At 61.1% G+C, this 14244-nt stretch carries 11 protein-coding genes; 10 read left to right on the forward strand and 1 reads right to left on the reverse strand.

Annotated elements, in window-relative coordinates:
- Positions 1-21: 21 nt before the first annotated feature.
- The 8 genes from ACSZOQ_RS13540 to ACSZOQ_RS13575 all read left to right on the forward strand — a co-directional run bounded on the left by ACSZOQ_RS13540 (position 22) and on the right by ACSZOQ_RS13575 (position 9493).
- Entirely contained in the window at positions 22-1281 is a 1260-nt protein-coding gene (locus tag ACSZOQ_RS13540; protein WP_439923013.1) for an NAD(P)-binding domain-containing protein, read from the forward strand.
- On the forward strand, positions 1278-2075 hold the full coding sequence (locus ACSZOQ_RS13545; protein WP_439923014.1) for a glycosyltransferase family 2 protein: 798 nt from the start codon (positions 1278-1280) through the stop codon (positions 2073-2075). The genes ACSZOQ_RS13540 and ACSZOQ_RS13545 overlap by 4 nt, the downstream gene beginning before the upstream one ends.
- A gap of 67 nt (positions 2076-2142) precedes the next feature.
- A complete protein-coding gene (locus ACSZOQ_RS13550) occupies positions 2143-3297 on the forward strand; it encodes a glycosyltransferase family 4 protein (RefSeq protein WP_439923015.1) in 1155 nt (384 codons plus the stop codon).
- Positions 3288-5267, forward strand: a complete 1980-nt coding sequence (locus tag ACSZOQ_RS13555; protein ID WP_439923016.1) for a hypothetical protein — start codon at positions 3288-3290, stop codon at positions 5265-5267. The genes ACSZOQ_RS13550 and ACSZOQ_RS13555 overlap by 10 nt, the downstream gene beginning before the upstream one ends.
- 40 nt (positions 5268-5307) lie before the next feature.
- Positions 5308-6012 (forward strand): hypothetical protein, encoded by a 705-nt coding sequence (locus ACSZOQ_RS13560; protein ID WP_439923017.1) that lies wholly within the window; start codon positions 5308-5310, stop codon positions 6010-6012.
- A 19-nt stretch (positions 6013-6031) separates the two neighbouring features.
- The gene (locus tag ACSZOQ_RS13565; RefSeq protein ID WP_439923018.1) at positions 6032-7309 is read left to right on the forward strand and encodes a glycosyltransferase family 4 protein; all 1278 of its coding nucleotides are present in this window, start codon (positions 6032-6034) and stop codon (positions 7307-7309) included.
- 20 nt (positions 7310-7329) lie between these two features.
- Positions 7330-8631 carry a hypothetical protein gene (locus tag ACSZOQ_RS13570; RefSeq protein ID WP_439923019.1) on the forward strand — a complete coding sequence of 434 codons (1302 nt, stop codon included), beginning with the start codon at positions 7330-7332 and terminating at the stop codon, positions 8629-8631.
- 13 nt (positions 8632-8644) lie between these two features.
- Complete coding sequence (locus ACSZOQ_RS13575; protein WP_439923020.1) at positions 8645-9493, forward strand: class I SAM-dependent methyltransferase; 849 nt, start codon at positions 8645-8647, stop codon at positions 9491-9493.
- Between the two features lie 281 nt (positions 9494-9774).
- Here ACSZOQ_RS13575 and ACSZOQ_RS13580 read toward each other — a convergent pair whose 3' ends face one another.
- Positions 9775-11352, reverse strand: coding sequence for a polysaccharide biosynthesis/export family protein (locus ACSZOQ_RS13580; RefSeq protein ID WP_439923021.1), 1578 nt, complete (start codon positions 11350-11352; stop codon positions 9775-9777).
- Between the two features lie 380 nt (positions 11353-11732).
- Here ACSZOQ_RS13580 and ACSZOQ_RS13585 point away from each other — a divergent pair, with 380 nt between their 5' ends.
- Together ACSZOQ_RS13585 and ACSZOQ_RS13590 are read left to right on the forward strand one after the other, a co-directional pair.
- The gene (locus ACSZOQ_RS13585; protein WP_439923022.1) at positions 11733-12050 is read left to right on the forward strand and encodes a hypothetical protein; all 318 of its coding nucleotides are present in this window, start codon (positions 11733-11735) and stop codon (positions 12048-12050) included.
- Between the two features lie 225 nt (positions 12051-12275).
- A complete protein-coding gene (locus tag ACSZOQ_RS13590; RefSeq protein WP_439923023.1) occupies positions 12276-14177 on the forward strand; it encodes a glycoside hydrolase family 16 protein in 1902 nt (633 codons plus the stop codon).
- Positions 14178-14244 lie beyond the last annotated feature (67 nt).

Here is a 14244-nt window from a genome sequence, read left to right on the forward strand (position 1 = left end):
GGAGGTTGCGGGAGTTTGTGTATGGCAAGATTAGGCAACTCCGTCGATGTAGCGATCATTGGAGCCGGGCCTTACGGCTTGTCGCTGACGGCGCATCTGACCGCGCGCGGTGTGGAACATCGGATTTTCGGGGAACCGATGGGCCCCTGGAAGAACAACATGCCGCCCGGCATGCTGCTTAAATCCTATCCCTGGGCAACCAGTCTGTCCGATCCCGGGTCGGAATTCACGACTAGGAGCTTCTGCACCGAACGCGCCTTGCCCTACCATGACGAGCTGATGCCGCTGCCTCTCAACCGGTTTGTCGAGTACGGCGAAACCTTCCAAACACGTTATGCGCCAAACGTAGAGCGTAAGACGCTGATGACGCTGGAGCCCGGCCCGACAGGCTTTCGCGCAAGTTTCAGCGACGGCGAAACGATCAACGCGCGCCGCGTGGTGGTAGCGGTCGGTCTATATCCCTTCAAACACCTGCCGCCGGGGACCGAGCATCTTCCCACCGATCTGTGCTCACATAGCGGCGAGTACGGCTCGATCGCGCCGCTGCGAGGCAAGAACGTGATTGTCGTCGGAGCCGGGTCATCCGCGACCGATCTGGCGGCGCTGCTCCATGAGCAGGAAATCTCGGTCTCACTTGTGACGCGGACACCGCATCTGAACTTCGCATGTCGGCCACGTCCGCGCACCCTGTTCGAACGCATCGCAGCTCCGATGAGCGGCATCGGCAATGGCTGGACCATGGCAGTCTGCGCCAAGTATCCGCAATTGATCCGGCCGCTGAAGCAGGATCTGCGGGTCCGGCTCGCAAACTCCAAGGTGTATGGCCCCTTGAGCAGTGCGTTCATGAAGGACCGGGTGATCGGGAAAGTACCCCTGTTGCTCGGTCGCGCCCTCCATGGGATCGAGACGCGCAACGGCAAGGTTGTGCTCGACTTGGCAGCGGACGACGATAATTCACGGCAGTCGTTGCGGGCTGACCATGTCATCTTCGCGACCGGGTACAAGATCGACATTACCCGGCTCGGCTTCCTCGAGGAGAGGCTTGCACGCCGGATCCGCCGGATCGAGCAAGCACCTCTGCTTTCAGCGCACTATGAGAGCTCGGTGCCCGGCCTGCATTTCATCGGCCCCGTCGCCGCGAACAGCTTCGGTCCGGTATGCCGGTTCGTATACGGAGCCTCCCACCCGGCCCAGCATCTCGCACGCTATCTGTCGGCAGTCCTGCCACGTGTCCGACCCACGACCAAGTTTCAAACTGTTGAAAGCACGGTGCTGTCATGAACGCTCCCGTTCCGCGTATTCTTGCCCAAGTCGGCGCCATGCCGACACCCGTTCAGATGCCGATCAAGCTCCCGCCGGAGCGATCGCTGGCTTTGCCAAAAGTCAGCTTCGTTGTGCCGACGCTCAACGAAGCCAAGAACCTGCCCTGGCTTCTACCGCGTATTCCGGACTGGGCGCATGAAGTCATCATCGTCGATGGCCGCTCGACCGACGACACGGTCGCGGTCGCACGCCGCCTTCGCAAGGATGTGAAAATCGTCATGGAGCCGAAGCGCGGCAAGGGTGCCGCCCTGCAGGCGGGATTCAGTGCCGTAACGGGCGACATTATCGTGATGCTGGATGCTGATGGGTCCATGGAACCGGAGGAGGCAATCGTCTTCGTCGGCGTCCTGATGTCCGGTGCGGATATGGTCAAAGGCTCGCGCTTCCTGCAAGGCGCAGGGACCGACGACATGTCGCTGTTCCGAATGCTCGGCAATTGGGGACTGACTTGGGCCGTGCGGCTGCTTTATGGCGGATCGTTCTCCGATCTCTGCTACGGCTATGTCGCGTTCTGGACCAAGCATGTCGAAACGCTTCACTGTGACTGCGATGGGTTCGAGATCGAAACGCTAATCAACGTCCGAGCTCTGAAAAACCGGCTCAAGATTGTCGAGGTGGCGAGCTTCGAGGCTCCACGCATCAGCGGTCTAAGCAATCTGCGCGCGATTCCGGACGGCTGGCGCGTTTTCAAAACAATCCTGCGCGAGAGAATTTTCTCGCCAGTCTCGCTGGTTTCATACGGATTCCCGTGAACCGCAACATCCGGCGGATTCTGCACGCTGCGATAGCGATGGTTACCGAGAAGGGATGGAAGGGCCAATGCGCATCCTGATGGTTGCTGCTCGGTGCCATCCCTTCATGGGCGGCATCGAAACTCACATCCAGGAGGTCGGCCCCCGCCTGGTGGCGCGCGGCCACACAGTTGATGTGCTCACCACCGATCCTTCGGGCGAGTGGCCGGCTGAAGAGACGGTGCGCGGCATGAACGTGCGGCGCGTGCCGGCATGGCCGAAGCATCGCGACCTATACGTGGCACCCGGCATTTTTGCCGCGATCAGCCGCGGGTCCTGGGACCTTGTCCATTTCCAGGGCTATGCCACTTTCGTGGTGCCCATCGGATTGCTGGCGACACTGCGCCGCAATCTTCCGTTCGTTCTGACCTTCCACAGTGGCGGACATTCCTCGCGGCTGCGGAACGCTGTGCGCGGCACTCAGCACGCGCTGCTGCGTCCTTTGGTATCCAGAGCCGCGCGGCTGATTGGCGTCTCCGAATTCGAAGCCGATTTCTTCAGTGCCAGAATGGGCGTGCCCCGCGAGCGTTTCGCCGTCATTCCAAACGGCGCTGCCATGCCCACTCCCAGTTCGAATGTCACAGTCGATCCCAACCTGATTGTCTCGAGCGGCCGGTTGGAACGTTACAAGGGCCATCACCGGGCGATTGCGGCGATGCCCGATCTGATCCGCCGGGTGCCGGACGCGCGGCTGCATATCGCCGGCGCGGGTCCTTACGAAAGAGCGTTGCGCACCCTTGTGGAATCCCTCGGCCTCGAGAAGCGTGTCACCATCGCGGCCGTCCCTGCATCCGAGCGGCAGAAACTGGCGGACCTTCTGGCGAGCGCCGGACTGTTCGTGCTGTTCAGCGACTACGAGGCCCATCCCGTCGCTGTCATGGAAGCTCTGTCACTTCGCCGGCCAGTGCTCGTCAGCGACACCTCCGGATTGGGAGAGTTGGCCACCAAGGGCCTGTGCCGGGCGATCCCGCTCGACGCCGGTCCAAAGGAAATAGCGACCGCTATGGCCGATGAACTCGAGATCCGTCGACAGGTCCCGGATTTGGCGCTGCCGGACTGGGATGACTGCGCGCAGGCGCTCAGCAAAGTCTACGACGATGTGTTCAACAGCCGACTTATGGGCCGCGCTGCGCCGCAAGGCATACCGCGGCAGCTTTCCGAGACGGGGACCCAATGCCCCTGAGGCCGGCCCAATTCACCGCGGGACAGGACACCAAGCCGTTTCAAGCTTGGGTGCAACGTGTCTCCGGCCTAATCGGCCCCGACCTTCATGGCGACATCGTCGATGCGCGGCCACTGCCCGCAAACTTCGGATTGATCGCCGTCCTGTGTCTGGCGGCAGCGACCGCCTTGCTCCTGGTCGTGGAGGGGCATGGAGCCGGACGCCGCGGCGATGAGGCGATGGCCCTGCTGTTTTTCTGGTCCGGCGTCGTTGTCCTCGTTGTTCCGATCAGCCTTCGCATCGCCTGGCCGCGGGTGGCCAGAGGCGAGCGCTTCTTCCTCCTGTTCCTGCTTGTCGAAGCCCTGTTCTACTACAAGGTCGTGCACTCCCCGACGAGCTTCGCCGGTCATGACGAGTTTCTGCACTGGATCGCAGCTGACGACCTTATGACGGCGCACCAGTTGTTCCTGTCCAACCCGCTTCTTCAGGTCGGGCCGTCATATCTCGCCCTGGAAATCCTGACGACGGCGATCGCCAATCTGAGCGGACTATCGATTTTTGCAGCCGGAACATTGTTGCTGGTTGTCCTGAGGGGAACGTTCGTCGCCGCTCTTTTTCTGTTTTACGAAAGGCTCACCGGATCAGCGCGCATCGCGGCTATCGGTTGTCTGGTCTACATGGGCTGCTCGACCTTTGTCCTGTTCGAGGCGATGTTCTCCTACGAGAGCCTTGGCCTTGTCCTATGCGTGCTGATCTTTGCGGTCGAAGCCACATCGAGGGATCTCACAGGGACGCCGAGGCTGAGGGCCATCGGGCTGATGGTCCTGCTGCTGGCGTCACTTGCGGTCACGCATCACCTCTCGGCCGCCTATGCCGCCATCTATCTCGGAGCAGTCGCGATCTTAGAGATCTTGCATCGGGGCGGCCTCACGCGGACCGAGGCAAGATACGCCGCCTTCATTGCGATCGTTACCATCGCCGTGCCACTCCTGTGGATGGAGGCCCGCGGCACTCATATCGCCAATTATCTCGGTCCGATCATCGAAGGCGGTATCAAAAACCTGCTCGGAATGTTCCATGGCTCCGCGCACCGATCGGTAACCACGACCTCGTCGGTGCCGTCCCAGCCGTTCGGCATGCGTCTGACGACCTTGCTCGCGATCCTGCTGACATCACTCGGACTGGCGACGGGATTCTTCCGGTCGCTGGCCTTGGCAGCGCCGCGTGACGGGCGGACCGGCTGGTTTGCGATCAGGGAGATTCTCAACCGACGCTGGCGCGACAGCCGCCTTGTGTTCCTCACTGTGTTGGCCTTCGGATTCCCGGTCTCGGTCGTCCTCCGGTTAAGCATCGGCGGCTGGGAAATCGGCAACCGCATGGGTACGCTGGCATTCTTTGGCGTCGGCTTGGTGGTCGCGGTGAGCATTGTTCACTACTGGCAGGGCCGTTCGCCGCAAGGGTGGCGCCGCAGTGCGCCGGCACTTGCCCTGGCAGTGATCGTTCTGGGCGGCGTTACGAGCGCTTCACTCAATCCGATCCGAGAACGTTACAAGGTCGGGGCCGACGATCAATCCATCGAATCCATGGGGATCGAAACGGCGCTCTGGACCAAGGCCTGGCTCGGCCCTGGCAACAGCTTCACTTCCGACCGCATCAATCGTCTGCTGCTCGCGGGTTACGGACGGCAGGACGCGAGACTCGCCGTTTCCCAAGGAGTCGATGCCGGGCGCGTTTTCAGAGCGGAGAAGCTGGACTCCGACGATTATTGGGCCCTCGCGAAGGGTGACATCGATTTCCTGCTGGTAGATCTGCGCCTGTCGACGGCTCTTCCGGTGCTCGGCTTCTACTTCGAGCCATGGGAGCCAAAAAGCGCGACGCCACTGTCGGCTGCCGCGCTGCTCAAATTCAATGGCGTCGACGGCATCACCCGCATCTACGACAACGGCTACATCGTCATCTACGATGTGAGGGGGTTGCATGGACGTTCCTAGCCATCGGGATCTTTCAGCAGCCTGCATATGGGCGACCGCCATGGTGGCGGCCGTGGTAACGACCGACAGCGTGCTGCTACGTGCCATCCTGAGCGTGCCCATGGTGCTCCTTGTTCCGGGCCATACGGTGCTGCGGGCCATCGGCGTGAAAACCACATCGCTGCCCGAGCACGTGGCCTACGCCGTCGGAGCAAGCCTCGCCGCCGCAATCGCCGGCGGCTTTGCTCTGAACACCATAGGCTTCCTGACGCCGCTCGGCTGGGCGATCTGGCTTTTGGCCGTCACGATCGGCACGTCGCTGGTGACTGCTCGGCTCCGCGAGAATTACGATCTGCCACCATGGCCGCGGCCGACAGGCCTCCGGTTCCGGCACGGGGCTGCGTTCGCTCTGGCAGTACTGATCACCACCGGAGCCTATGCGTTGGCCATCCGGGACGAATCGAACCAGCAGCAATTCAAGTACGTCGAACTCTGGATGCTGCCACCGGCCAATGCCGGCCCAGCCCGACTCGCTGTCGGGGTTCGCAGCGCCGAGGCTCAAACTCAGCGGTTCGATCTTGAGATTACCCTCAACGGGCAACCGCTCGCCATTTTCCGTTCGCTCACCCTCACACCGGGTAACACCTGGACGCGGGAGATTCCGCTGCCCGTCGTGGCCACCACCCAGAAGGCCGAGGCCAGACTCTACCGACCGGAAGACAACCGCCTCTATCGCAGCGTTTCGGCGCTGGTGCCTGGCAGTTAAAGGCAGAGGAGAACACCTCATGCGCATCCTGCTGCTGTCTCAATTCTATCCTCCGGTAATCGGAGGGGAGGAGCGGCACGTTCGCAATCTCGGCGCCGCGCTGGCACAACGGGGACACGATGTGGTTATCGGGACCACGATGCATCCCGGATCGCCCGAAATCGAATCTGACGGCGCGATGCGCGTATATCGCCTGCGCGGCACGCTCCAGCGCCTGTCGGGGCTTCATGCCGATTCCGAACGACGGCACGCTCCGCCATTCCCGGATCCCGAACTGGTGCTGGCTTTGAAGCGGCTGGTCGCGCAAGAGAGCCCGGACATTGTCCACGCCCACAATTGGATCTACGCCTCCTTCCTTCCGGTGAAGCCGTTCAGCGGCGCGCCGCTGGTGGTCACGCTGCACGATTACGGCCTCGTCTGCGCCAAGAAGAACTTCATGCACCTGGGTGCACATCTATGCAGTGGCCCGACGCTGACGAAGTGCCTGTCCTGCGCGACGCGCCACTACGGTGCAGTGAAGGCAACCGTGACCACGTTGGGCAACATGGGGTCGAGCTTTGCAGCCCGCCGCATGGTGGATCGCTTCATTCCCGTGAGCCACGCAGTAGCACGTAACACCGGCCTTGCCGGGAGCGATACGCCTTATGAGGTCATCCCCAACTTCGTGCCCGACGATGTCAGTGTACCCGGTCCGGAAGATCCTCGGCTCGAGCAACTTCCCGCGGACGGCTTCATTCTGTTCGTGGGCGACATGATGCGCCTCAAGGGCGTCGACGTTCTGCTGAAGGCTTATGCAGGCCTGGAACGGGCCCCGCCGCTTATTCTGATTGGGCGCCGGGCTCCCGATACGCCGGCCGAATTTCCGCCGAACGTCCGTGCGCTCGGCACGTGGCCGCATTCCGCTATCATGCATGCATGGCGTCGCTCGCTGTTCGGCGTCCTGCCATCGGTTGGGCCGGAAGCCTGCGCGACAGTGATCATGGAGGCGATGGCGTGCGGTAAGGCTGTTGTCGCGACCAATATCGGCGGCATGCCCGACCTGGTCGACAGCGACGAAACAGGTCTTCTCGTGCCCGCCGGCGACGCGCAGGCTTTACGCCAGGCGATGCAACAGCTTCTCGATAACCGCACCTTGCTGGCCCACATGGGGAAGACAAGCCTTGCCAGGGTTGAGCGTCTCAAGGCCGGAGCCGTCGTGACCCGAATTGAGCAGGTCTACCGCGATGTCATGCGCCCGGCGGCCAGCCAAGCCTTGGCGCCGGCGCACCGATCTCAGGAGAACCACCGGTGCGGGTAATCAGCGACAGGACGGCTTTAATGCGCGTGCGCGGAGCGCTTCAGGACAGCGCGACGCTCGCCATAAATTCCGGCGCTCTCGCGATTGGCACTGTCGCAACGGCCGGCCTTGGCTTTGTCTATTGGTGGGTGGCCGCCCGGCTATTTCCACCAGAAGCGATCGGCAACGCATCCGCAATTCTGTCTATTATCGGCCTCGTGGCTCTGCTTGGAGAGGCAGGACTCGGAACCTTGTTGATTGGCGAGATTGTCCGACATCCGAAGAAGGCACCCTCCCTTGTCGCCGCAGCAGCATCGATCGGGGTCGCGATGGCCGTCGGGTTGGCGTTGGCGTTTGTTCTCGGGACGCACGTCGTCGGATCCACCAACCTGATCGACGGGTGGTTCGCAGGTTTTGTGTTCGTGCTCGGCTGCGGTCTGACCGCGCTTACCATGGTTGTCGGTCAGGCGTTTGTCGGCAGCCTGAACAGCACTGGCAGAATGATCCAGCAGGTGCTCTTCTCCGTATTCAAGCTGATGCTGATCGTCGTCGTCGCAGTCGTCAGCCAGACCTCCAGCACGGCCATCCTCGTCACCTGGGTCGCCGGTCTGCTAGCGTCTTGGATCGCGGTCGATCTCCTGACCAGAGGCGGCGCGCGGCGTCTCGTCGGGATCCCCGACTTTCGCCTGCTTCATACGTTCCGGCGTAAAGTGCTTGACCACTACGCGCTCGACGTCACCGTGCAGGCTCCCAGCATCATCGTCCCTTACCTCGTGCTGGTGCTCCTTTCGCCGGCCGCAACGGCGGCGTTCTCGGCGCTTTGGATGCTGGTCGCCACGGCCGCAGTGATCCCGGCAGTCCTGACCACGGTTCTGTTCCCGGTCGTCCGGGCGGGCCCGAACAAATCCCGACACCATTTTCTCGTGTCGCTCACGGCGTCGTTGCTGTTTTCGCTGGCCTGTGCCGTTTTCATCTTCGTTTATTCGCAGAATATCCTGGAGATCTTCAACCCGATCTACCGGGAGATCGCGGGATCAAGTCTACGCCTGCTCGGCTTCAGCCTGCTGGGATTGACGCTCAAATTCCACGCCTGCGCGCTAGCGCGATTGAACGACGCGATGCGCAAGGCGTCACTTCCATTCGCGCTCGGCGGATTGCTGGAGCTGGGTTTTGTGGTCGCCGGAGCGAAACTAGGTGGGCTTGAAGGCCTGGTCATCGGCTGGACGACCGCGATCAGCATCGAGGGTATATGCGTCGGCCTCCTTTGGACCTTTGCGTCGAGCTTGGGCATTTCCACAAGTCCTTCGCCTGAATTCATCGCCCCGCCGCCGCTCCAGATTTAGGGAACCTACCGTCATGACGCATGATTATCGAACCCAACCAGAGCACCTTCCGGGCATCAACCGGCCTATGACCGCGAACGAGTTTTCTCTGTCGCGCGCGCGCACTGCGCCGCGCTATCCGCATCCCGGCAGTTCAACCGCGATCGGCAGCAATGTCGCCTACAGGCTCGGGAAGTTGAAAGACCTGGGGCTGCTGCACGGCGTCTGGCTCGACTGCGGCTGCGCCAATGGTGGCTACACTGAAGCCCTGGTCGCCTGGGGCGCGCAGAAAGCCATCGGTGTCGACCCCGAACAATCCAGGATCGATGAGGCCAACGCGCGCAAACAGGCAAATCGCGAAGAGCCTATTCGGCCGCAAGACGCAGTCGAATACTACTGCTGTACCGACAATTTTCCGCTACCGGATGCGTCCGTCGATGCGGCGTTGCTGAACGAGGTTCTCGAACACGTCACCGATGAGGCGGCCACGTTGCGCGAAATTCTTCGGGTGCTGCGGCCCGGCGGCCATCTGGTCGTGATGAGTCCGAACCGCTGGTTTCCATTCGAGGGCCACGGCATGCGACTTCTTGGACGTGATTTCGGCTTCCCGATCCCGCTCCTTCCCTGGCTGCCGAGTTCATGGACTGCGCACGCCATGGCCGCGCGGAATTACTGGCCTCACGAGTTGCGCAACATTGTGGCTACGGCTGGCTTCGAGATACAGAAGGTCGATTATGTGCTGCCGGTGTTCGAACTCTACCGATGGCTGCCGGCGAGCGTGATTTCGGCATACCGACGGCTCATGCCGCAGATCGAAAAGACACCCTTGCGCAAATTCGGCGTTTCAACTCTGATTGTCGCAACCCGACCTCTCAGTTCCTGAGACGTGAAGGCTGTCGGCAAGACTTCGGCGCGTCGCCTTCGTCTCCATTGAGCGCGCGCACAAACAATTTTCCTTAACGGAAACGCGCCCACCAGAATCGCCACGACGTGGGTACGCGGTGGTCGATCAGATCTCCAATTGTGCGGAGACGGCGGAGAGCTTGCCAGGTGCTGCGCTGCGAGAGATGATGAGGCGGCACAGGAAGCGCCGCCTGCGAACTTATAAAACCTGCGACATAAACCTAGACAAACACCGTCTCGTCTTGGAGGCAACCCTCGTTCTCAGTCCTGCGCGATGGCCCGGATCACCTTATGATTGCTGGCACTGGACCCGGCCGGCAATCCCTTGTGCGGCGTCACGGCCGGCGGAGTCACGGCTGGCGTTGACGGGACCGACGATATCGCCGGCAGCCCGGTCGCCTCGCTTGTTCCCACGACGATGTTGACGAGGTCGCCCGGCTGCAACAGGGTCATACCGCTAGCCGCGACGTTGACTGGCCCGGTCGTCGTTCGCCGTACGATTTGATAACTGACGCCATTCGTGTCTTCGGAGGACGTGAAGGCAACGCTTGTCGCGGACAAATTCCTCAGAACGCCTTCGCTGCTGCTGAGCTCCCGCTCATTGTCCGCGATCTGTCGTTCGATCGCTTCGATCTCGACCGCGACGTCGTTCTCAAGATCGGCCTGAACCTTGAGCCCTTCCGCCTCGAGCGCGGCGAGCCGTTGCTTGGCCATTCCGAACTGGTTGATGGCGTCCTGCCGACGCTGCTCGGCGTCGGCCAATTCGGCCTCAACCTGGCTCACCTGAGACTTGGCGATGACGTTGCGCTCCATCAGCGCATGCATGTTGTCGACGCGCTCCTGACGCGTCTTGACAAGCTTGTCGAGCGACGTCGTGTGGCCATACTCCAGAATATCCTGCTTGGCGGACTCTATGGCACCCTTGATCGCCCGTTTGCGGTCTTTACGCGCCCGAACGATGGCCTTGCGATCGTTGCTTTGCTCATTGACGAGACGGGTGGCCGCGGTTGCGCCGACCAATTCCATCAGCCGAAGTGGAACCTTGGGTGCCGCGCCGTCGCGTTCGGCCTTCAGAACCGCGTCACGCGCGATCAGCTTCACCACTGAATCCGCCGCCCCGCTCCGCTTCTGAATTTCCCGAACGGCTTCGACCTTCGACCACGGATCGCTCGCGCCCCGATCGACGCCGCCGGCCATCGCGATCGCGTGCAAGACCGTCGCGCCGGGTACGTATTTGAAGGAGCCGGGATTCTTCACGGGCCCCAAAACATATATCGGCGCACGCTCCATCAACACGACGTTGACCATCCCCTGGCGACCCAGAAGATTCTCGAAGGCTTCATCGATGGCGGCATGCACTTGCTGCGCCGACCGCGCCGCAACCGCAATGGAACCGAGTAAAGGTATTGAAACCGTGCCGTCCTCCTGAACAGTGTATTCGCCGCTCAGTTCCGGACGCTGCTGGATGCCGCGCATTGCTGAGGTCGCGCGACCCCATTTATCCTCCTCGACGTTCACCCGCTCGTAGAAGGCTATCTTCAGCTTATCGCCGACACCGAACGACAGTCCAGCGGCGGGAGACGGCGTGACATCACTGGCCTTGCCCTCACCGCTCAAGGCGGCGCCGGGTTCGACCGCGCTTGCATCGGCCGCAACATGGATCAGCGTATCCGGTTTCGGTGCCGACATGGTGGGTGGCGACACGGTTGGCGGGGCATACCCAGCGACGATTTGCTGCGGCTGATCGTGCGGGCTCGAATTGCCGGCGAGAGCCTTTTGCACCACGCCGCCGGAGAGGCCACCGACCAGTCCATTGCCTTGGATGAGTATTCTGTCCACCAGCGGTCTGTCCGCCAGCACGGTGGCGAGCCCATATAATCCGATCGTGAGCAGGATGGGCTTCGCGATTTTTCCGCGGGGAGCCGTACGTGGAGTTAAAGACGTACTTGAACTTAAAGACGTGCTTGCCGCCTTCAATGAAGAGGAGAGACAGGCTCGGAAGAAATCGCGATGGGCGCCCATGACACGTCGCCTCTGTTCTATGGCGATTTTCTACGGTGGCCCTACCGTTCCGGAACTCGGCACAGGTAAGGCCTTCTACCCTCACCATGCTACGCATCGCGGCCGGAAGCACAAATCCCCTTTGTGGGCACCCCTTTCGGAGTATCTCGTCGCAGCGTTGGAACAATGTCATCAGCCCTGGCCCTGAAGCCTTTCCAATGGCGAGCGCAGCCAATGCTTCGGTATTCCGTTCCGGCACGAGACGACGACCGGACCGCCATCACGCTTGTTACCGCCACCGGCAATTGCACCGGATGATGTATCTATCCAGCGTCTTCTCTTTTGCTGAAACTGGAATCGACCATCCATGGTTGAAAGCCTTTGCACATTGCGAGCAATTGACACCATCGTGGCAACCCGGTCCGGAGTACCGGGGTAATGAATACCTGCGGATGAAGACAGATGCCCCGCCAGACATTCAGTCTGCTGACATCAAAGTTGAAGAAGAAAAATTAGACGACGCGTTCCGGAGATAGACTCACCGGACCATTCCGCAACGAGAAGATCGGGCCGCAAGCTTCTCTCACTTAAGAGGGAATCGTCGTTCTGCCCCGGACTCGTTTGCCCGAGGGCTCGTTGCTGCGGTCGAAGCCGCACACATCGACGCCTTATTTTCTGCTCTCCTCGATTATTTTGTCGCCATCATTTCTGGCCACAGCAGGCAAGGATTGGGGGTTCTCTAAGATCGACGGGGATAATGGATGGCTCTATCTACACCCACAGGTTACAACTCAGGCGACCTGGTTTTCCAGGAAGACTTCTCGGGGACGACACTCAACAGCACCTGGCGCAATTACATTACGAGCAATGCCGCCCAGGGTGCACCCTGGAATAGTAATGGATCCGGAGGAAACGGTCCGGGCGGACAGTATGACGCTGACTACAATATGCCGAGCCAGGTAACCGTAAGTAACGGTACTTTGAATCTCACGGCGATCAAGCAACCCGTAACCGGCAATAATCAGGGCAAGACACAGACATTCCCGATTACATCCGGCGCCGTCAGCAGCTATGGCAATTTCGAATTCACGGGCGGCTACCTTCAGATCAGCATGAAGGCGCCGAGCGGTGACGGCGCTTGGCCGGGCCTCTGGCTGTTGCCGGGGAAAGGCGCAGGCAACAGCCGCGACAATTTTGAGATCGACATGCAGGAAGGCGGGTACACCGGCAAAGGCCCGGCAAACCAGGCATTCTCGGCCAATCTTCATACGCCAAACGGCACCTTCAACAAAGTCATCGACAGCGGCGTCGATCTCACGGCCGGCTTTCATACCTATGGTATCGATTGGGTGCCGGGTAAGTCGATCACCTGGTATCTCGACGGCAAGCAGATGGCGCAGGTCACCAGCGCGCAAATGCCGATTCCGACCCAGCCCATGGAATTGATCATGGACAATCAGGTCGCGAATTCCAACACGTCCGGTTGGCACACGGTTCTGAACGATTCGACTCCGTCGTCGATGCCGATGCAGATCGATGCAGTCCAACTTTTTCAAAAACCTGGTAGTGGCTACACCGTTACGGGCGCCAACGTCAGCCCGTCAGCATCAAACACGCCACCCGCAACCACTCCTCCAGTGACTGCGCCCCCGGTAACCACTCCTCCGGTGACGTCGCCGTCGGCAAGTCAGCCCACGGTGACTCAAGCAACGGCCTCGCCAGGGAAAGGCGTTGAGCATGTCGGCGACAAGGTCACGCTGACGCTCGGTTTCAACGAAGCCGTGACGGTGACGGGCAAGCCCACGCTGACACTTAATGACGGCGGGACCGCCACCTATGTCGGCGGCTCCGGGACCAACTCGCTTACCTTTCAGACCACTGTCGCAGCGACGAATACCAGCACCCCCTCGCTCGCCATCACGAAAGTCAATCTTCCAAGCGGTGCGAGCATCAAGGACGCGAGCGGTCTCTCCGCGAACCTCTCGGGTGCGGTGAAGACATTCTCCGGCCTTCAGATCGATCCGTCGCCGATGAGCACATCGGAAGGCGGAACGGGCGGCGGGCCGACGACACCGCCAACAACGACACCACCAACAACCACACCTTCGGTCTCCACGCCTGTTCTATCGGTGGCGGACCGCACGCTGTCGGTTGACGCTCACGGCGCGATTGACTTGGGACTCAGCGTCAAGTCATCCGATCCGAACGACTCCGTGACCGTCAACATCAAGGGATTGCCTCGGTACGAGTCGATAACCTCCAATCTCGATGGCCATACATTCAAGGGTAACAACATCACCTTGACTGCCGCACAGGTCGAGGGCGGATTGACGCTGCACTCCAATTATGGGGGCTCGGGCCATCCGGTTGCGACGCTCACGGCAACGGCAACCGCGAAGGATCCTATCACCGGTGCCGTTGCGAGGTCCGCATCACAGACTATCACCGTGACCGATCCTCCGGCTGCATCAGCCGGAACTCCGCCTTCGGCCCCATCAACAGGGACTTCACATTCTCATGCAAATCACAGCTTCGCGCTGCTGAATCAATATCTGGCCGGCGGCGGATTCTCTGGACAGGTGGATCACGGACAGATCGCCACGTCCGCGTCGAAAGCGTCGAACTGGCTGAACGAGTCATTCCTGACCCGACCTCGGCATTAAACAACTGGTGTGCCCAGGCGCCCCGCTCCGTCGCTGGACGGACTTGGCGTCTGGGCACACCATCGAT

It is taken from the genome of Nitrobacter sp. JJSN, assembly GCF_051912485.1.
Lineage (GTDB): Bacteria > Pseudomonadota > Alphaproteobacteria > Rhizobiales > Xanthobacteraceae > Nitrobacter.